This is a genomic window from Aureliella helgolandensis, from assembly GCF_007752135.1.
In the GTDB taxonomy this organism is placed as follows: Bacteria; Planctomycetota; Planctomycetia; order Pirellulales; family Pirellulaceae; genus Aureliella; species Aureliella helgolandensis.
This window is the reverse complement of the sequence record NZ_CP036298.1, coordinates 831,943-853,220: the sequence shown is the minus strand read 5'-3', so window position 1 is coordinate 853,220 and position 21,278 is coordinate 831,943. Positions and strand designations below refer to the sequence as shown.

The 21,278-nt window shown below is 55.9% G+C and carries 11 protein-coding genes and 1 pseudogene; 6 read left to right on the top strand and 6 right to left on the bottom strand.

Annotated features, from left to right (window positions below):
- Nucleotides 1-217 precede the first annotated feature (217 nt).
- From Q31a_RS03095 to Q31a_RS03085, 3 genes and pseudogenes are all read left to right on the top strand, one after another.
- On the top strand, nt 218-640 hold the full coding sequence (locus Q31a_RS03095; protein WP_145073856.1) for a calmodulin-binding protein: 423 nt from the start codon (nt 218-220) through the stop codon (nt 638-640).
- A gap of 366 nt (nt 641-1,006) precedes the next feature.
- Nucleotides 1,007-2,167: an efflux RND transporter periplasmic adaptor subunit gene (locus Q31a_RS03090; protein ID WP_145073853.1), complete on the top strand. Its 1,161-nt coding sequence runs from the start codon at nt 1,007-1,009 to the stop codon at nt 2,165-2,167.
- A gap of 63 nt (nt 2,168-2,230) precedes the next feature.
- Nucleotides 2,231-5,479: pseudogene (locus Q31a_RS03085) on the top strand (efflux RND transporter permease subunit); the annotation flags it as partial.
- A 329-nt stretch (nt 5,480-5,808) separates the two neighbouring features.
- On the opposite strand, the gene Q31a_RS03080 reads toward Q31a_RS03085, so the two are convergent.
- The 4 genes from Q31a_RS03080 to Q31a_RS03065 all read right to left on the bottom strand — a co-directional run bounded on the left by Q31a_RS03080 (nt 5,809) and on the right by Q31a_RS03065 (nt 13,059).
- On the bottom strand, nt 5,809-6,780 hold the full coding sequence (locus tag Q31a_RS03080) for an esterase/lipase family protein (RefSeq protein ID WP_145073847.1): 972 nt from the start codon (nt 6,778-6,780) through the stop codon (nt 5,809-5,811).
- Nucleotides 6,781-7,077: 297 nt separating this feature from the next.
- Nucleotides 7,078-8,130 (bottom strand): DUF1559 domain-containing protein, encoded by a 1,053-nt coding sequence (locus tag Q31a_RS03075; RefSeq protein WP_145073844.1) that lies wholly within the window; start codon nt 8,128-8,130, stop codon nt 7,078-7,080.
- Nucleotides 8,131-8,152: 22 nt separating this feature from the next.
- Nucleotides 8,153-9,685 (bottom strand): hypothetical protein, encoded by a 1,533-nt coding sequence (locus Q31a_RS03070; protein ID WP_145073841.1) that lies wholly within the window; start codon nt 9,683-9,685, stop codon nt 8,153-8,155.
- Nucleotides 9,686-9,729: 44 nt separating this feature from the next.
- The gene (locus tag Q31a_RS03065; protein WP_145073838.1) at nt 9,730-13,059 is read right to left on the bottom strand and encodes an error-prone DNA polymerase; all 3,330 of its coding nucleotides are present in this window, start codon (nt 13,057-13,059) and stop codon (nt 9,730-9,732) included.
- 200 nt (nt 13,060-13,259) lie between these two features.
- On the opposite strand from Q31a_RS03065, the gene Q31a_RS03060 reads away from it, so the two are divergent.
- Nucleotides 13,260-14,510, top strand: coding sequence for an esterase-like activity of phytase family protein (locus Q31a_RS03060; RefSeq protein ID WP_145073835.1), 1,251 nt, complete (start codon nt 13,260-13,262; stop codon nt 14,508-14,510).
- 19 nt (nt 14,511-14,529) lie between these two features.
- Here Q31a_RS03060 and Q31a_RS03055 read toward each other — a convergent pair whose 3' ends face one another.
- Entirely contained in the window at nt 14,530-17,058 is a 2,529-nt protein-coding gene (locus Q31a_RS03055; RefSeq protein ID WP_145073831.1) for a TlpA family protein disulfide reductase, read from the bottom strand.
- 2 nt (nt 17,059-17,060) lie between these two features.
- On the opposite strand from Q31a_RS03055, the gene Q31a_RS03050 reads away from it, so the two are divergent.
- Nucleotides 17,061-18,485: a lactate racemase domain-containing protein gene (locus Q31a_RS03050; protein ID WP_197356109.1), complete on the top strand. Its 1,425-nt coding sequence runs from the start codon at nt 17,061-17,063 to the stop codon at nt 18,483-18,485.
- A 36-nt stretch (nt 18,486-18,521) separates the two neighbouring features.
- Here the strand turns inward: Q31a_RS03050 and Q31a_RS03045 are convergent, their stop codons facing one another.
- Complete coding sequence (locus tag Q31a_RS03045) at nt 18,522-18,896, bottom strand: type II secretion system protein (RefSeq protein ID WP_145073824.1); 375 nt, start codon at nt 18,894-18,896, stop codon at nt 18,522-18,524.
- Between the two features lie 645 nt (nt 18,897-19,541).
- Here Q31a_RS03045 and Q31a_RS03040 point away from each other — a divergent pair.
- Nucleotides 19,542-21,053: a TolC family protein gene (locus Q31a_RS03040; RefSeq protein ID WP_145073821.1), complete on the top strand. Its 1,512-nt coding sequence runs from the start codon at nt 19,542-19,544 to the stop codon at nt 21,051-21,053.
- Nucleotides 21,054-21,278: the final 225 nt, after the last annotated feature.

Genomic DNA, 21,278 nt, shown 5'->3' with positions numbered 1-21,278 from the left:
ATGCTGGATGCAGCGAATATTCCTTCAACTCGTCCTTTGCCGATTGCCGATCTGGAGTACCACGGGGCTGTTGGAGCAAAGGCACGCGGCTCTCGTTTAAGGCCTGCGATGACAGCTTAGCGATGGAAGGTACTCGATTGCCTCCTCCGCCAAACTATCTTACCGCACGATCCTAACTCATTAAATGTGACGACCGTTTGCCGTGAGGGTAATAAAAATGTTCCGTAAAGTAACTGTTTCGCTAGCACTGGCTGGTGTTTGTGCCCTGGGAGCAACCGCCTCAGCTCAAACTGCCAATTCCGGCCAGAGTGGCCAAAGCGTAGAACTGGCCTCTTACGGTCAGAACTACGCAGCTGCGAGTGCTGGAGCTGGGTACATGCAACCCCCACATGCCATGGCCTACGGACAAACCTGGGGAGCCAACAGCAACAGTCGCGACAGCTCGCGATTTCTCCATTATCCCTATGTATTCTATCCCCAGAACTTCAAGGGAAGCGAATACTACCGCAGTAGCGATGATATGTACCACCGCTACCCTCAAGAGATGCAGATCCCCGTCTACAACAAGCAGTGGCACAACTACTACCCGAGTTCGCGTCGCTACCACTCCGGGCACCATTTCATCCTGGACGTGTTTTAGAGCGATCGGATAAGCGAGTTCGCCAGCGGCAAGTGCCTCAGTTTGTCACGGGCGGCTAGCGATCGAGTACTCTGCAAGCTGCAGTGGAGCCCCGAGCGGCCATCAAAAACTTCATCAACGCGTCGATTTCTAATCGACGCGTTTTTGCGTTGGTAGCAAGCCGCAGCTCGTTCAAAGTGTAGTATACTTCGGTCGCCGACAGTCCCACGCGGCGCACCGCGGGGCCCACCAGACTGTCCTGCGCAAGACAACCGATGCTGAGCAGAAGGTGAGCTCGGTGCCAAAGTGTTCCTGGCTCGCTCAGTGAGTGCGTATAACTCTCTGAAACGGCGTGATCTCAGCCTGAAGACCAATAAGGTGAATCCAATGACGACCCCTCGTTTTTTACTTTGCATCGCGACGCTGCTAGCCGTGGGCTGTGCGACCCGCGAGGGCAACGATGCGCAAGCACGCAAGGAAAAACCGCCGCAGAAAGTCACCGTTTTTTCAGCGGTGGAGGAAAAGGTTGTCGACAATATCGAATTGGTCGGTCGAACCGTTGCCGACCAGAGCGTGCAGATTCAGGCTCGCGTCTCCGGCTTCTTGCTCAAGACGCATTTCGAAGATGGGCAACTGGTCAACGCTGGTGACCTGCTGTTCTCGATCGAACCTGATGAGTATCAGGCGATTTACAATCAGTCGATCGCTCAGGTCAATGTTTGGGAATCAAAGGTCGGAGTAACCGAGAAAACATTTGCGAGATCCCAGAAATTGGTTGAGACGGATGCTATTTCACAGGAAGAGTTCGAGCAGAATCAAGCCGCAGTTGCTGAAGCTCGAGCCTCCTTAGCGGCGGCTCAAGCCGACGCAGCTCGGACAAAGCTAGATGTCGACTACACCCAAATCACTTCCCCCATCACCGGGCGCGTGGATCGCGCCCTGCTCGACGTTGGCAATTACGTGCATGGTGGCCTCGGTGGCGGAACGGTCCTGACCGAAGTGGTCAGCGATCGACCAATTAAAGCGGTAGCAAACGTTGACGAAAATGTCCGGCTCCGGTTTATGCGTCGTCAAAGAGAAGTTGCAGGCGACGCGTTTAAAGAAGCTGACAAACTCGAAGAGCTCAAGATTCAGTGTGATCTTCAATTGCAAGACGAGGTGGGATTCCCGCACGCCGGTATCCTTGAATACGCTGAAATCCAAGTCAATCAGCAAACCGGGACTTCTCAAATTCGCGGGCTCTTCCCCAATGAGTCAGGCCTACTCACGGCAGGTATGTTCGTGCGTCTGCGCGTCCCCGTATCGGGCCAATACAACGCAGTGCTCGTTCCCGATACCGCCATTGGTACCGACCAAGCAACCAAGTTTGTCTTCGTCGTTAACAAAGAAAACGTCGTCGAGAGTCGCACGGTCAAACTCGGCGATCGAAAAGATCGGATGCGAGTGGTGAAGTCGGGAATCGAAGCCAACGAGTCGGTTGTAGTCGCTGGCCTGCAGCTGATCCGCCCTGGCGTGAAGGTGGATCCGCAACCACTGAAGAGCGAATGAAGTTGCCTGTGACTTGGGATTGGCACTCCCATCTACTTTGAACAAACAACAAAGCACCCACACGTGATCTCCTTATTCTTCATTAAGCGTCCCATCTTCGCCTGTGTCATTTCGGTACTCATCGTACTGGCAGGTTCGATCTTCGTTTGGACACTGCCGATCGCTCAGTATCCCGAAATCACGCCTCCTTCGGTGTTGGTGACCGCCAAATATCCGGGGGCTAGCAGCGAGGTGGTGGCGGAGACCGTCGCCGCCCCGATTGAACAGCAAGTGACCGGCGTCGAGAACATGTTGTACATGTCGAGCCAGTCCACCAACGATGGCGGGTACTCGCTAACCGTCACGTTCGATGTGGGAACCAATCTCGACATGGCGCAGGTGATGGTTCAAAACCGCGTGAATTTGGCCACGCCCACTTTGCCCGCCGAAGTGAAGAGCATCGGTGTTTCGGTCGTTAAGAGCTCTCCCAGCGCGCTGCTGGCCATCAACCTGTTCTCGCCCGAACAATCCCGAGACCAGCTCTACTTAAGTAATTTTGCCACCATTCGCATTAAGGATGAACTGGCCCGAATCCTTGGTGTCGGCAACATCAATATCATCGGCCAACGCGATTACAGCATGCGCGTCTGGCTGGATCCCAATCGGATGGCGGCTCTCGAATTAACCGCTGGAGACGTCATCGCCGCTCTCCAAGAGCAGAATGTCCAAGTGGCTGCAGGATCTCTAGGCCGCCCACCTGTCCCCAATGGCGAAGACTTCCAATACACGCTGAAAACGCTCGGACGACTCGAGACGGCCGAAGAGTTCTCAGACATCGTCATCAAAACAGGCAGCAACGGCCAAATTGTCAAACTCTACGATGTCGTGACGGAACAACGCACCTCGGAGTCGGGTGATACCTTTGGTGGAATCGATTTCGGAGCTGCCTTTCAGGACACCCAATGCGTACTCGATGGCATTCCCTCTGCTGGTCTAATGATCTACCAGCTGCCGGGCTCCAACGCCTTGGATACAGCCAATGCGGTTCGCGCAAAAATGGAGGAACTCAAAGAGGTCTTCCCGCAAGATGTTGAGTACTCCATCAGCTACGACACGACCCCGTTCATCGGAGAATCGATTCACGAGGTCTTTAACGCTCTGCGTGATGCAATCATTCTCGTAGCAATCGTGGTGCTCATTTTCCTCCAGTCGTGGCGAGCCGCGATCATTCCGTTGCTGGCCGTACCGGTGGCGATCATCGGCACCTTTGCCGTAATGGCCGGCATCGGCTTTAGCCTCAACAATCTCTCTTTGTTCGGTTTAGTGCTGGCGATTGGGATCGTCGTGGATGACGCCATCGTGGTGGTCGAAGCCATCGAGCACAAATTAGAGCATGGACTTGGACCGGTCGAGGCGGCCGAGGAGGCGATGCGAGAAGTCACGACGCCCATTATCGCAATTTCGCTCGTACTGATGTGCGTGTTCATCCCCTGCTTATTCATTACGGGCATTACCGGTCAGTTCTTCGCACAATTTGCGGCCACCATCGCAGTGTCCACCTTCTTCAGTGCCTTGAATTCACTCACCTTGAGTCCCGCATTGAGCGCCGTACTGCTGCGTCCCAAGGCCGATCAGCGCGATCCCTTGTCGGTCGTACTCCACTTTGTTTTCGGCTGGTTTTTCAAACTATTTAACCAGTTTTTCGGTGCGGTGTCCGGCCTCTACGCACAGGTTGCTGGCTGGCTCATTCGGCTTTCCCTGATTGTATTGCTCGTCTACGCGGGGCTGCTGTGGGGTACGTTTAAAGCCATGACCAGCGTCCCTACCGGCTTCGTGCCAGCACAGGACAAGGGGTACTTACTGGTCGATATCCAACTCCCCGACTCCGCCTCACTGGAGCGAACCTCAGCCGTCGTTGAAAAGTTGAACAAAATCCTACTGGGCGAGCGGAGTGGAGACAGTCGCTATCTAGCCAAGTCACTGACGAAGTCCTCCTCAGAACATGGTCAGGATGATGCAGCCCACGAGGCGCTAGCCACCGAAGCATTCGCGGGAGTCGATCATTCGCTGGGGATTATCGGCCAATCGTTCGTGCAGAACGCGGTGGGCTCAAATTTCGCATCCATCTTCGTGATTCTTGATCCGTTTCATGATCGAGAGTCAGATGCACTCTATTCAGATTCGATTGCCAATAAGTTCCGACAATCCGTTGCAGCAGAGATCCTCGATGCCAGAGTTTCCGTTTTCGGACCTCCTCCGGTCGACGGTCTTGGCAGCGGAGGTGGCTTCAAAATCATTATCCGCGACGTCGGGCAATTGGGACTCACCGAGCTTGAAAAAACCACCAACGCATTGTCGCAACTCGGCTCCCAAGAACCTGTCATTTTGGGGATGCAAAGCGGTTTTCGCGCGAACACTCCTCAGATGTTCGTCGATGTCGATCGCGAAAAATGCAAAACCATGAACGTGCCACTCAGCCAGGTCTTCACTGCCCTGCAAACGTATCTTGGTGGGTACTATGTCAATGATTTCAATGCTTTCGGACGAACGTGGCAAGTCAACCTGCAGGCCGATCCTGAGTTTCGCTTGACTGCCGACCAGGTCTCGCAGCTCTACGTACGGAACAATGCTGGGCAGATGATCCCGCTGGGAGCCCTGGCAACCGTCGAGGATACGACTGGGCCGGCCGCAGTCATGCGGTACAACGGATTTTCGGCAACAGCCATCAACGGGATGGCGATGCCAGGGGTGAGCTCCGGTGACTCCATCAAGGCCGTCGAAGGGGTGCTGGCTGAGAATATGCCATTTGGATTCGATAGCGAATGGACCGAGTTAACCTTCCTGCAAATTCGCGCCGGCAATACCGCGTTGGTAGTCTTCGGCTTGGCCGTAGTTTTGGTCTTCCTGGTCCTGGCAGCCCAGTACGAGAGCTTGCGACTTCCCTTTGCTGTGATTCTCGTCGTCCCGATGTGCCTATTGTGCTCGGTGATCGGAGTGGCTTATGCCGGCATGGATATCAATATCTTTGTGCAAATCGGCTTCGTCGTTCTCGTAGGACTAGCTAGCAAGAACGCAATTCTCATCGTGGAATTTGCCAAAGAACAACAAACGGCAGGAATGACAAAGTTCGACGCAACGATTGAGGCCTGCCGCTTGCGTTTGCGTCCCATCATCATGACATCGCTTGCGTTTATCCTTGGCGTCGTTCCATTGGCACTGGCTCAGGGAGCCGGTGCCGAGATGCGTACCACCCTTGGCGTGGCAGTATTCTCGGGCATGCTAGGGGTGACGTTCTTCGGAATCTTCCTAACGCCAGTGTTCTATTTTGTCCTGGCTCCAGAAACACCGGAGGGCCAGCGTCGAACGCGTCCCGCAAATGGCGTCCCTACGCCTCCCGCAACTTCCGCTCCCCACGCCACAGAGAGTTCGCCAGAGGAAGTGCCTGCGGAGGATGCTGCTGCGACTACGGAAGCTCCCGCCGAAGCGGCCTCCCAAGGGCTTCCTAGCAGCGAACAGGATCCGAAAGCACAACCCAAGAAGTCTCGCTCCTCTAAGAAACCTCGCCCCTAGACCTCAGGTGGGAAAACCACCGCCCCGTAGCTACGCTCGCCAGAGCGTGGGAAGCCAGCGTGCAGGGGGAAACCACCGTCTGGCGACGGTAGCTACGGAGCTGGGTGGGGAAAGTGGCCCGTTTGCAAAAACAGAATCGTGGCTTCTTGAACGGTTTCGTCATCCATGAGGAACGAATGCAACCGCGGAACCTCCAATTCGTCTGCTGCACCGGCAAGCCGTGTCTCTTCCACGCTAACGACAAAGTCGCCTTCGCCATCGACCAGCGGGTTGAGCTGCCATTGATCGGGGAGCCGCCCCGCTACGATCCCAAAAGGGCAGGGGGGAGTCGCTAGCTTCTCTGCCAACTTCTCCCAGTTAGGCCCCAGCTCCATGCCTCCTCTGCCAGTCACGAAACCAAACAACCCCGTCCGCGATAGCTGCCGGGCGATGGAAGCCCCCTGATTGGGAGGCCCAAGCATAACGACGCTATTTAGGCGCCGCAGCGTGGCTTGATCCTGGTCTGCTTGCCAATCACCGATGGCGTGCCGAACAATGATATTCCCCATACTATGCCCAATGAACGATAGCTTGAGTCCTCCAGGGAGTCCCGCTACCACTTCCCGGAGCGCTGCCGCATGCTCTGCAATAGAGGCACGTGTGCTCGCGTATTCAAAGTAGGCGACTTGCATATCCGTTTCGCGTTCGATCGCTTCCCCGATAGCGGCCATCGAACTAGCTGAGCGCGAAAGTCCATGCAATAAGAGGACGAGATGCTGGCTCTCGATCTCCTTGGTAGGGACCTTTTCGTTGAGGGCGGCATCGCATGCTTCACGACTCCCCCAGGCATGGCGAAAATTCTGGAAATCCAACAGCCGCCAATGCCCGGTCAGGGCATTTTGCTGCACGCGCCAGCCCTGCCGCCACTGGTAATCGGTCCAGAATTGCTTGCCACCTAAAGTTGGTATTTTCAAATTGGGTAGGCTTGCCGCCACCTCCTCTTCGACCGAATTATCCTGTCCAGCGGTAACAGCACACACCGAGCATAGCAACCATCCGACTAGGTTCACCAGTATGTTTCGCATTGAGCAAATCCCGATTCAAGTTTCCAGAGTCTCCGTTCCCACCTAGATGCTACCGTACGAAGTTCTATGCGCAACCCTGAAACGAAGGCAACTGCCGCTTCAAAACACACGTAGCTACCGTCGCCAGACGGTGGTTTTCCTGCCCAGCTCCGTAGCTACCGTCGCCAGACGGTGGTTTTCCTGCTACACGCTAGTGTCCCACGCTCTGGCGAGCGTAGCTACCGTCGCGAGCGTAGCTACGGGATGGGTTTCCCATAGTACACTCCCTACGCTGAAAACCTGTCCGTATCGAACCGCTCATTGATCTTGGAATACGGAATCACCCCTTCCTTCCACCAACGCTTTCAAGACTTGGGGGTCGATCCTCTCCGAAAGGAAATGAATACTTCCGTCCATGAAATTCGCTTGGGCACCACCGGTATGGTAGGCCGAAATAATAGCTCGCGACGTATGGGGGGCGTCTCCTGGAAGGTTGATCCCTAGCGTGCGATCCGACATTTGCATGTCGCGAGGTTCGGTCCAGACAATTGAGGCGCCGCAGGCCTCGACGATTCCAAGCGTGTTGGCGGTACCGGCCGTCAGGTCTGACGCCCGCGTTGACTCACTAGGCCGCATCACCGTATTCGGTCCATAAATTCTGGCATAGCTAGCATAAAAATGCCCCGCGGTGTTTGCCGCAATCGGATTTGAGGGGCAACTGTACGGAGACAACGGCCTCTCCGCTAAAGTGAGGTTCTGCTCCGAGTCCCAGGCCGAAGCTGGATCATAGCTGTCATAGAGGTCGACTTGTTCCAGGTACGGTAGCAACTGAATACGCCAGCTGATCGCATGCCCCGCTTCGGTGGGCGCTGCTCCAGCCGGAAACGCCTTGTACACGTCCTCGTAACTCCACATTGCTAGCCCAAGCTGTTTTAGATTGTTGCTGCAGCTAATGCGTCTGGCTGCTTCTCGAGCAGAGGGGACCGCGGGCAGCATCAGGCCGATGAGCAATGCGAAAACCACCAGCGTTCCCAGCACGTAGAAAACTGGAACCGCCTGCTTCTGCCTCGTTAGCCGATAAACGGTCACCACCAACGTAACGGTGCACGCGAGTTCCAAGAATGCCAAGTAGCCGAAGATGAACGGCGCTTGCGGCGAACCGATCGCAAACGCAGTTGGAACCAGCAGAATGGGCGCCAGGAACATGGTGGCCAGCAATAGGCAGCCATCCCTGGTACTCGCCAAACGGCGTGATTGGAAAAACAGCAGTGCAAACGGCGCCAGGGCTAACAGCAGCAGTAGTCCGTGTAGCGGCAGGGTCCAAGCGGTAAAGTCGCTTATGCGGTCCATCGGAAACGGGTATTCGCGCATCTCGATTCCTTAGATGGTGAGACTACGACAATGCCGTTTGGGCGCGCTCGATAAGCTGGTTATCGCGATCTCCACTACCTCGCAAATTGAACACACTCAGTGCTAAAAACAAACTTCGATACTCGGGCGAGACGGCCGCGTAATCCTCCAGCACTGCAGAACTGAATTTATAATCATGGGCATCGCGTCCCTTGGTAAAGGTCATCCGGCGAGCCACCGAGACAAAATCTTCTGCCACACCGCCCCCCTGAAGCCACCCCAGCACCTTTGCAGCCGCAACTTTTCGATGACTGCTGACGGCAGCAAAGATCTCTTCTAGCTGCTCTACCGAATTCGGGTTCAAATCGTCCGGCACCTCGATGTTAAAGATCGAATCGGTTCCGAGCTCTCCACGCCCACCGGCGGACGCGCGGAAATGCGGCAAGAATGCACAATTCTGCAGTAATAACAAACGACGGGTCTGGTCGTCCGCAGCATGCCGGTAGGCATAGTGCATGGCATTGGCCGTGGTTACAGAATGCAGTCCTATGATGCCCGGCTGCTGCATCAACAGCTCGCCGGATGCCAGCAAAATGCCATCCCAGAGCGACTGAGGGGCTACGCCTCGATTCAGCATCTCGACCGCTAGCTCTGACGCGGCTTCGCTACTAGCTGTTCGCAGCGCTTCCACCAATTCCCGCGTGGCCACCGGTTCGCGAGCGCCATCCTGCCAAGCGGCGCCGAGCGTTGTTTCTCGTTCGAGATTAATGCGCCAATCCCGGTCTGGCGTTAAATCGCTATTCGCTGGATTCGGTTCGCCGTTGTGGTTCAACAATGCAAATACCAAGGAACGCATGACCGGTTCTGCATACTGCCAACCGATGCACTGGAGCGTACGAAATCCGTTGGCGACATAGATTGCCTTATGCCCAATGGAACGGAAATCGCGAGCTCCATAGCGGCACAGCAATTCGAACATGGCATTGGCCCCGGCACTCCGCACCATCCCAACCGTCGCCACATCGGCGGCTTCCACATCCCAATTATCGAGTGCAGCGATCAGAGCCGATTTGGCTTGACTGGGGCGTGGCACCCGACTTTCATCGACTGGAGCCTGTTGCCAACCGGTCTTCGAAGCCTCTTCGAGCTGGGTCGATTTGAAGTAGTCGATGGCCCAAAACAAGGGCAACCAACGGTCTTCAATGGGAGAGCCTACCGCCGCGAGGTGCGCCGAGTGCACCACCAGCACCGAGTGGAATTTGAATCCGACCGATGGTCGAGGTTGAACGTTGCGCACTCCGGCCAGAAGCAGCGCGGCCAGTAGTTCCCGATAGGTCGTCCCAGCTCGGATCCGCTGCGCTACCACTTCCAACAAATCGTCACGGTCGGTCGTTTCCAACAGGGTGACCAAATGGTCAACTCCGCTGCCAGCGCGCACCTGCAGAGGGTCGAGCTCCAATTCGGCGGCAGTCAGAAGTGGTAGAGTCCCAAAGCTGCCTAGCCCCGAGGCTCCAATCCCACAGATCCCGACACGTGCCATGAAAGCGCGACGATCGAACTCAATCTTGCTAGCCATTGCATTCTCCTAGGACTCGATGCCTCAGAGGAATCTGAAGCGACTCAATGAAAATCGCGGCTTCGGAGAGCGAGTCCGGAGACCTGCTGGGAAAGGTCGTCGATGCGGCCCACGACAACATGCACGATCCCTTCACGGTTCTCCAATATACCGTTTACCAGCCAAGCATTGGAGCGACGGGCGATTTTATAGTGTCTTTCCCAAATCGCTTGACGAAGCACGAGGTTCATTGAACCGGTTTCATCTTCGAGCGTCACGAAGGTGATTCCCTTTGCGGTACTAGGACGCTGCCGCATGAGTACTAGGCCTGCTACGCGAATAGCCTCTCCATCTTCGACTGCTTTCATCCCTGCCGCTGTTGTGACCTGCAACCGGGATAACTGTTCACGCACAAAGGAGACGGGATGAGCTCGCAGCGACAGACCGGTGGTTTCGTAGTCGGCGTAGACCTCTTCAATCTCTTGCATCTCCAGCAGGGAATCGGGAATCGAGTCATCGATATCTGCGCCGGTGGCTTCGAAGAGGCTTAGTTCGCGAGGCGATTTCTCTTGCGCCAACGATTGCCAGTACGCGGCGCGACGATTTCCGGTCAAGGTACTCAGGCCCCCCGCTTCGGCCAAGCTAGTAACGGCGGCGCGCCCCAGTCGAGTCCGTCGCGCGAAATCCGCCAAGTCAAGAAATGCCCCCGTCTGCCTGGCTTGAACGACTTGCTGCCCGACTTGCTGGGCAAGCCCACGAATCATGCAGAGCCCTAGTCGAATTTGGAATTCACGAGACTCCCCGTTCGGCAACGGCTCAAGCGTACACTCCCAGTTGCTGGCATTCACGTCCACGCCAACGACCGTGACTCCATGCTCGCGTGCATCCCGGACGAGCTGTGCAGGCGCGTAGAAGCCCATCGGTTGACTATTGAGGACCGCTACGCAAAACACGGCAGGATAGTGATGCTTCAACCAGCAAGATACATAGACCAGCAGTGCAAAGCTGGCTGCATGCGACTCAGGGAAACCATATTCGCCAAACCCTTTGAGCTGGGAATAGACTCGCTCAGCAAATTCTAGGGACAGCCCACGAGCCTTCATCCCTTCCAACAGCTTGGTATGGAATTGCTCGATCAACCCCGGTCGCCGCCATGCCGCCATGGCTCTTCGCAATTGGTCGGCCTCCCCCGGTGTAAAACCTGCCGCGACCACGGCTAGCCGCATCGCCTGCTCTTGGAATATCGGCACCCCCATCGTTTTCGCTAAAACCTGGCGAATCTCCTCCGTGGGGTACTCCGGCTGTATTCCGGAACGGCGGGCCTTGAGGTAGGGATGGACCATGTCGCCCTGAATCGGCCCCGGTCGGACGATGGCCACTTCGATCACCAGATCGTAGAAGCAAGCGGGCCGGAGTCGCGGGAGCATACTCATCTGCGCACGGCTTTCGATCTGAAACACGCCAATGGTATCGGCGCGGCAAATCATTGCGTAAACATCATCATCCTGCTCTGGAACCGTCGCCAATGTCATGGGACGCGCGTAGTATTTCTCCAACAAGTCAAACGCTCGATGAATCGCACTCAACATTCCCAGCGAGAGGCAGTCGACTTTCAAGATCCCCAGCTCGTCCAGGTCATCCTTGTCCCATTCAATGACGGTCCTACCCTCCATGGAGGCATTCTCCAGTGGACATAGTTCGCATAGCCAGTCTTGGGTCATGACCATTCCACCCACATGCTGCGAAAGGTGGCGTGGGAATCCGTGAAGATTCTCCACCAAATACAGAAAGCGTTTCCCAATCTCCGAATCGGGCAGCAGCCCGCTTTCGCGCGCTCGATCGGCTAGCGTCCCTTCACTCAGCCGGGCATCCACCAATTTGCTCAGCGTATCAATCTGATCCAGTGAGATCCCCAGGGCTCTGCCCACATCACGAATCGTCGATTTCGTACGGTAGCGAATAACAGTGGCCGTCATGCCTGCGCGGTGCCGTCCATACTTCTCATAAATATATTGCAGCACCTCTTCACGTCGCTGATGTTCAAAATCAATATCGATATCAGGTGCTTCGTTACGTTCGCGACTTAAGAACCGCTCGAAGAGCAGATCGAGTTGGTTGGGGTCCACCGAGGTTACGCCCAGGCAATAGCAAACCACACTATTGGCAGCCGATCCGCGTCCCTGGCAAAGTATGTCCCGGCTGCGAGCAAAGCGGACTAAATCCCAGACTGTTAGGAAATAGGCTTCGTACCGCAATTCTTCAATCAACCGCATTTCGTGACGCAATAGATCGATAATCTTTTCAGGTACGCCCGCGGGATACCGCTGCTTTGCTCCCTCCCAAGTCAACCTTTTGAGATAGTCGATGGGAGGCATGCCGTTGGGGGCCAGCTCGGTTGGGTACTGGTAGCGCAACTGCTCTAAACTGAAATCAATTCGGTTGGCAATCTCGCGCGTTCGCTCCAACGCCTCAGGGATGCTTTGAAACATCCGCGCAATCTCAGTCGTTGGCCGCAGGTGATGCAACGAATTGCTAGAGCGTTGCGTGGAGACGCGATCGATCGTCGTCGCAAAACGCGTCGCCAGCAAACAATCGTGCAATAGTGAACGTTCGCTCGTGTGATAGAAAACATCCCCTGTTGCCACCAGCGGCACTTGGGAGGACTCACTCAGCCTGCGCATGCGGCGCACCAGCTCTTGATCATCAACTCCACGGTGGAGCGCCACGCAGAGGTACCCCCGATCCCCGAAATGTTGGCGGAACCAGTTGAGCCAGGCTAACCAGCCCGCATCCTCACGCACATCGAAATCGACCGCCGGGAGAGCAAAACCGATCTCCTCTGCAGAGTCGATATCGCCTAAGAGGTCGGCGGCATGCGAGGCAGCCTGGAGACCACCGGCGGGCACGGGAGCCGGAGAGGGCAGGGGACCAGACTTCTCCCAGGGCAACACCTCATCATCCGAGAAGTATTGCATGTCGGCCGGAGGCAATTCGTCGACGACCGGTTGCCGGAGCAGGAGTCCGGCCAGCAAACCCTCGCCCAGCTCGACAATATCCGTCCAGCTAATTTCGCATGCACCCTTCTCACGCCGCAAGCGACCTCGCGTAATAATGCGGCACAAACGCTTGTAGGCCGCAATGTCGCTTGGCCAGACAACCACCGGCGGACCATCTACCGGATGCAACTCCGCTCCAACAATCAGCGGGAGGTTGGCATCCTTGGCTGCGGCATGTGCTCGGACGATTCCTGCGAGTGAATTGCGGTCGGTAATCGCAAGCCCCGCGTAGCCGAGTTCTGCCGCCCGCTCCATGAGTTCGTCTGCATGCGAAGCCCCTTCCAGAAACGAGAAATTGGATTTGCAGTGCAGCTCGATATAGTTGGGAAAACTCGGCATACTGCAAACTAAACCTTCATTGACAAAATCACGTTACTGACGGACCCAGGCTGAGCAATCTTCACGAAACCTTCGCCGAAACTAAACAGCAGGGTGCTTGCCGATCAAGACAATACCCTGCACAGCAAGAGGCTCTCCGGCAACACGGCTCTTCGTACGCAAGAACGTCAATTCTACCTTATCTCGGATCCCAACAACCCATGTTCACCCAGCCCCCCAAACGCTTCAAAGTCGCCTCGCTAGCATGGGGAGTCTGCAGCATTTTGCTCGCAATTCCACCTCAGGCAGCCGTTGCGCAGTGTGCCGTCGAGTTGATCGGGAAAGCAAGCATTTCGGGCCAAGCCCTGGACCTTTCCAAGGCTTCCAATCCGCTGGCAGAGGGAGTGCCCCACAATCTATTGGGAGGATTCTCAGCTGTTGAATATTGGGGTGACCACCAATGCGTACTCCTGAGCGACCGCGGCCCGCTAGACGGCGCCGTCGACTACCGTTGCCGATTCCACGAATTCCAATTGCACATTCAGGAGGGAGCCAAGGATCCGGTAACGCTCACCCTAGTAGGCACGCGATTATTCACCGACCCACAAAGGCGGCAGTTCACGGGATTAGCCGCAGGTTTTGAGCCCACGCAGCACTTGGCGGGTCGCTTCGACGCAGAGGGTATTCGCAGACTTGGAGAGAACTGGGTAGTCTCCGATGAATACGGCCCCGACTTAATTGAATTCTCTCCCACAGGCCGCGAGCTGCGCCGGTTCGCCGTGCCGACTGACTGGCGAATCCAATATCCATCCGCCGATCGAGACGAGGAGGGGGCCATGAATCCCACCGGTCGCCTCAACAACAACGGCTTGGAAGGCCTCGCGATCACGCCCCAAGGTACTTTGGTAAGCCTGCTCCAACGTCCACTCATGCAAGACAGCCATCGCACCGAAACGGGCTGGTTTGAAGGAGTGAACTGTCGCATGCTTGAAATTCACGCCAGCGACGGAACACTGGGACGCCAATTCGTGTATCAACTCGATCTGGAGTCCAACAAGCTGAATGAAATCCTGGCACTCGACGAACATCGATTCTTGACCATTGAACGCGATGGGAAGGCAGGGGCTGACGCCAAGGTCAAGCACATCATGCTGATCGATACGTCCACAGCCACGGATGTTTCCAAGATCGAACGGTTGCCCTCCCACGAATTACCAGCTGCAATTCTGCCGGTCGCTAAGCAGGTCTACATCGACATGCTCGATCCCACCTTCGGCTTGGCTGGTGACGAGATGCCGGAAAAGATCGAAGGCCTGGCGTTCGGACCACGACTGCAGGATGGCCGGCGCACTCTGCTCGTCTGCTCAGACAATGATTTTGTACCGAGCAATCCGAGCATCCTCTACGTGTTTGCCTTGGGCAACGACACCACGTCCAGTGAGGAAGATGCCGAACAGACGCCGCGGCCATGATGGAACGCAGCCTAGGACACTACCAACTCATTGAATAGTTGATGGCCTTAGACCGGTGCACGATCCGTAGAATCAGACGGTCTCCGCTGGGCACGATGGCGATGCCCGTGATGGGCTCAGACACACGAAAGTGATCTCGGCCGATCCCATCCGCTCGCAGTAGATGGACGGTGCGTTGGTCTTCGACAATGCCCCATACCGTTTGCCCTGAAGCCGGATCGAGTCCCTCGGCAATCATTGGCCAGGCGTTCGAAGTGTCGATAATCGGCATGCGATAGTGCCAGCGAGGCGTGAGAGATTGGTCCAACAAAAACAGGGCTGGCTCCTCTGCCGCAAGCCAGCCTCGGGCCAATACCGATCCGGAACGGACATCCCGAGCGGGGAGCCAAGGCCCCGCCGCCGGCAAAAAATCCAGCTCTGCCTGAACGGCTGCTGCTCCCGCGGTACCGTTCATCGGTGGTGCGGAAGTGCGTGTATGTGCGATGGGACGTCCCGGCAAAGCGGGAGCCGACTCCGTGGAATCTCGGGAGAGCTGAAGCGGTTCGACCTTGCCGTTTTCCAACACGACGTAGCCTTCAACCAGCGAATCCGCTGAGGCATGTGAAATGATCGCCGCAGGTTTCACTGCGCTGTCCCCACTCAACTGCTCACGGTTCTTGGGATCCAAGAGGATCGTTTTCGCATCTCTGGTCACAACCGCCAAGCGTGGAGAGCGGGTCCCATGCATCGCGAGCCAGCGAAGATCGACGATCGTGGAGTTCAATGGCAATTCGATTTTTCGGTTTTGCTCGGATTGCGAATCGAAGATTTCAAGGTGATTCGTATCTCGCTCAGCCAGCGCGATATACCGAGTATCTTGAGAGACTTGGATGCGAGGCATCGCTCCAGCAACTGTTTTCCAGGGAGTCGTGAAGGATGTTGCGGCGTCCCCTACAATCGACTGCCGTTCGAGGCGACCATCGCCATGGAGTTGCCACACCATCTGATTGGCATCCACGGTCGTAGCCGTCGATTCCGACGTGGAATCCTGTTGACTAACTTCCGCGAGGTGAACCTGCGCAGGCTGGTAGCTCTCGGGGATGGAGTCGTTGACTCGCGGGTTGTCGCTGGCCGATGCCAATTGCAATTCGACGGCATAGCGGAGCTGCTCTGCGTGGGCGCGTTGCACAACGGCCTGTGCAATATTTTCTCCGCTGACGATCTGGGCTAAAAGCCGAGGTAGTAGTTGATCCAGGACCGGGTTGGTTCGCAATTCTCGCAATTGCAAGCGATTGTTGGCATCCAGGACAACCAGTGTCGGTGCTTCGTTGACTCGAAACAAATCGCGTCCCATCGCCTTGCGATCCACTGCAAAAATCCCTGGCATGTCCCAAGACTTGCGCAGCTCAGGAAAGGTCAGGCCGGCCGGTGGAGTGGGTGCAGCCCAGATACAGACGAATTGAATTCGCTCTGCAACCTCAGGTGCACTCGACCGCAACTGCTGTGCGATGACACTCAATTGTGACGCAGCGACGCGGCAAGCGGGATGATCAGCCAACCAAGTCATCACCAGAATTTTGCGATCTCGATTCATGGTGGACGACTGCACCACCACCTGTCCCTCTTCATTCTGCATCGTGAAAGGCGGAAGCTCGCGATCGAGGAGCGTCGTATCGATGGCAGGAGGCCGGGGGACAAAATGAGTTACGAGTCGGTCCCGTGCGTTGATTTCCGGAGTGAAGTTCGCCCAATCAATATCGCCTGAAGTACGAATATCGGGCAACTCAATGGTCAATTGTATTTCCGAGACGCGTTGATCGGCTAGCATCGCTGGCGCAAGATTCTCATTGGGAATTCGCAGTCGCCGCAAGAGGTGTGAGTCCTGATCGATCCACATCACATACTCAACCTTACCGCGTTGGATACTCAGCACTTGGCAGGGCCGCCCGTCGACAACCTGTGGAGTTCGGAGGATGAGTTGTGCCGAGTCATCCACGAGGCTTGCGAGCGGTTCCGTTCCGAGCAACAGATCCAATTGCGGAGGAAACCCGGCCAAGCCTGCGGAAAGCCGATCGCTGACCAGCGGGTCATCCAACAACCAAGACAGCGTCACTTGACGCGGTAGAGCACGGCTCAAGATCTGCTCATCTTGGGCCGTCTGCTCGTCTCCAAAACGCAGACGCCAGCGGGAACCGCTGGGGCCGGCTTTCAAAGAGTACACACTAAACCCAAGCTGACCGGTGTTCTTCCAAGCAACCGAAAGCGGTGCGCGATCTTCGACGGGCTGTCCATCCAATCGATACAGCAACCGCACGAATCCAGCGTCTTGGTATTGAGTTAGATTTTCGTAGGCCGCGATGCAGGCTTCCAACGCCGCACGGGGCGATTGGGAAGTTGAAATCAGCTGTCCCGTCGGAACTTCGCCGGTGGCTCTCGAACTTTGAACGACTTGGTCGGTGCGATCGCAAGCCGGCAATAGAAATCCGCCAATCACCATGCACCACAGTACGCAGCCGTGAAATGCACATCGCGACCGCAGCGTCAGTAATGGGAGTTGAAGAGGATTCATTGGTGACTCGTCTTGAATGCTCGAAAGGGGGCTGGGGAAAGCCAGTCCGCTGCCAGAAATCGAGTGTCTCGCCTACAATGCTGGGATTGGCGAGGCTCCCTCTGGGGTTACGGTATGCACCTAACTACCAGAAAGGTCAGTTTCAGAGCAATATTGGCTTGCTTCGAGTCAATAGCAGCATATCGGTAGGCAAGATGACTCAGCGTTCCCACTCCATTCCCGCATCCTTTTCCCTAGAGTTTGGTGCTGAGAAATGGCACTCGACCGCCTCCAACAGCATGGGAGAATTCCCCTCCCCGGTCATTGAGCCCTGCGGTGATTTGGTCGCTGCAGTTGCCCAAGCCTTAAGCCAGCCGATTGATTTCCCGCCCTTGGCCGACGCCGTCATGCCCGACGACCAAGTCGTTTTCGCGGTCGACCCCTCCTTGCCCTCGCTAGTCGAAGTGGTATGCGAAGTCTTGAAGTGGTTTGTTGAGCATGGGACCGAACCACACAATATGCATGTGGTGGTGGCTGACAATCAGACGCGCGTGGCGGAAGATCTGACCGCGCGGCTGCACGAGCAGATCTCAGCCAAGGTCTCGGTGGAAAGCCATGATCCAGACAATCCAGAGGGGATCGCCTACGTGGCCGCCAATGAAGAGTCGGATCCCATCTATCTAAACCGTCGAATTGTTGACGCCGATGTAGTCGTCCCCATTACCTGCGCCCGCCCCGCATCCGCCCTCGACTACATGGGGGTGTTTAGCGTTTTCCCCCTTTTCTCCGATCGCAAGACTCGTGGCAACTTCTACAGTTTGCCCAAACTCGGGAACGCTGAAGAACATCAACAGCTGAAGCATTGGGCCGATCAAGCTGCCTGGTGGCTTGGCTTGCTATTCGGCATCCAAGTCGTGCCTGCGGGAGGCAACCAAGTGGCAGAGATTCTAGCTGGGCAAACAGAACCGCTAGAACAAGCTTGCCAAACGCGCATGAACAAGCTCTGGCAAGCCGACGCCCAACCGGCCGACTTGGTCGTCGCCTTACTCGATGGCGCGCCATCGCAACATGGTTGGTACAACGTCGCGCGGGCACTCTACAACGCGAACCAATGCGTTGCTCCAGGCGGTTCCATTGTCGTCTGCTCCAATCTCGTAGAAGCGGTAGGCAGCGGCTTACGACGACTCAGAGAAACTCATGATACCCCCGAAGATATCGCGAAACGCCTAGCTAAAGACGCTCACGATGACGCCCTGGCCGCGTCTGTCGTACTCGAAGCGTTGGCGGACCACCACGTGTATCTCGTCTCGCAACTCCGCAAGGAAACCGTAGAAAGTTTAGGCATCGGTGTCATTGAGAACGAACAACAACTTGTCCACCTCATGAGCCAGCACGCCACCTGCGCCGTCTTGCGAGCGGCACAACACCTGAGCATTTTGCCGAACTGACTTTGAGGAATGCCGATGCATCTCCGCCTGCCAGCGTCATTCCACTTCGAATGGCGTCTCTAGACGCAACGCTCCGTCTGGAAGATTGGGATTGTAAACCCTCTTTGCATCTGCATCCCAGCGGTAGTATCCTCCATACGGAGTCGCGTTCTCAGGTTCAGCAGTGTAATCGGCCTCGTACAGAGCATGGAGCTGCTCATCGGGCCACAAGCCCGTCTCAATGTTGTACGCCTGCACCATGCAATTGAGTTTCGCAAGATTTTCAGATTCTGCCTTCTCTAACGCATTGCCACTCAGAGGGCTCAGCGTCGCTACCGTCGCCGCACCGACAATAATCATAATGACCGCGGCGGCACTTGTTTCTACCAAAGAGAAACCAGTTCGAATGGAGCAAGAAAACGGCTTGGTCATGAATATTGCCTTGCGAGATAAAATGTTGCGTTGAGGTCAATCGCAAACTGGCGTCGTTCCACAGTCGACGAGGTCTACTGGGCGCTGAGGTCTGCTAGGCGTTAGTGATCGCGGAACAAGTCATTCCAATCACGGTTGAGTTTAAATCCCACGGCGACTCTCTGTTGGTTACCGCCACGTAACCATTGGCCCTATCCAAAACCTACTACAGAAACCCCCTAAGACTCGCGAGTTTTTCCGGATTTACGCGAAAAGCGGCAGGCCACGGGCTGGGAAGTTACAACTGGCAGCTCAAACCGTATTCACATCTCTGCAAGCATCTAATTGCGCTGCCTCACTTTTCCCATTGACGCGCTGACGCTCCAATCAGCGACACTCTCTGCGGGAATCTCTGCTGGAATGCATGAGCCAGCATTCTCATGTGCGTGCCTGAGCATTCCCCCACCCATAGGCGTGCAGCCTCAAACTTGGGGGGCCGGCACAGCGTCTAGCTTGCGTGCTAGGGGAAGTTTACGGATTAGCACTGTCGCGCGGACCGCCTCAACCAATGCTTTAGGAGAAATAGTCTTTTCCACTACAAACCACACAACACTCGTCGATAAACCTTTCAGCAGTCTATCGCTCGCGTCCTCGTTGAGAATTCCTATGTTGAATCGCAGTAAGATCATCGCTCGCACTTTGCTGCTTGGATCCGCAATGGGAAGTGTTGGATGTGCTACCCAGCCTGGCTTCAAGCTTCCGGGCAGGGTTGCCACATCCTTCCCCTCCGAGGTGGAAGCCTCGCAGCTTCCCACGTCACTGGCAGCTAATCCGTCGAGCATCGGCACCCCGGCACAATCCCACGACGAGCCCCAACCCACCGTCCAATTGGCCGCAGCGACGCTTTCGATTGCTCCTCCCATCGCGGGAGCCGAAGCGTACGACGTTGCATCGGACACCGCCTACGGGATGACCTTAGCCGAGTTTGAATCGCTTGCCTTCGCCAACAATCCCACCATCCGCGGACTCGCTGCCACGACCCAGAAGGCTGCCGGCTACCGAACTCAAGTCGGCTTGTACGCCAACCCAACCGTAGGCTACCAAGGCACTCAGATTGCCGACCAAGACACCGATCAACACGTTGCGTTCGTCGAACAAGAATTTGTGACCGGCGGGAAATTGCAGCTCAATCGCCGAGTGATCAACGAAGCACTCCGCGCCCAATTGCTCGAATTAGAAGCACAAAAACTGCGAGTTTCAACGGATATTCACGTCAAATTTGCAGAAGCGCTGGCTGCCCAGCGTCGCGTTCGACTGATTGAAGAATTCCAGACCGTTACCGACAAGGGACTGGAATTGGCCGAGCTCCGCAAGCAAGCCCTCGAAGGCTCACAGGTCGACGTTCTGCAGGCCAAAGTTCAGAAAAACGAAATCGACCTCACTCGACAACAGGCCTACTACGCCCTCGAGGCAGCTTGGCGTGAACTGGCGGCGCTGTGCGGAGTTCCCGATCTACCCCAACAGGGCTTAGTCGGAGAATTGCCCAGTATGGCTGCCACATTGGACTGGGACGAAGTTAGGGCCACGATGCTTGCGTCGACACCAGAATACCAAGCCGCTCAGGTTCGTGTTCAACAAGCTCGCGCCAACCTTACTCGTCAGGGAGTGCAGGCGATTCCCAACTTGACCGTTCAATTTGGAGCTGGAGTAGACAACGGAACCAACAATGGGTTAGTCAACCTTCAGGTAGGGGCTCCCATCCCAGTATTCAACAAAAACCAAGGAAACATTGCTGCTGCTCGCGCGGAATACTGTCGGGCAATGATGGAAGTCGAACGCATCCAAAGTTCGATTAAGAGCCGCTTGGCCGCCGTGGCTCGCGACTACGATTCAGCCGCTGCCGCTGTCACGAAGTATTCCGTGGATATTCTCCCAAGCGCCCAAGAAACATTGCAGCTCGCCGAATTGGCCTACAAGTCAGGCGAGACAAGCTTTGTGCAAGTCCTCGTATCACGACGCACCTATTTCGACTCGAATCTTCAGTACTTGGCTGCCCAATCTCAGCTTTCGCAAGCCCGCTCCAAAATCGATGGATTCGTGCTGACCGGCGGTTTGGACAGTTTTGTGGATAACAGCGGAGACGACTCCCTGCGTGGCATGACCTTCAGCCAACAGTAAATTCACTCACCGAATCAGCAAATTTCCCTCGATTCCTCTTTCGACTTGACCCGATCATACCAAATGTAACAATTGGAACTCGTGGTCTTAAGCTTCCTAACTACCGATCAAACTACCGTGTTAAACCGACTGCCACACCTTCTGACACTTTTTGCGTTTGTCGCGCATTGCGTGTTCGGCTGTTGCGGGCACCACACCCATGCTAGCACGATCGGTTCGACCTGC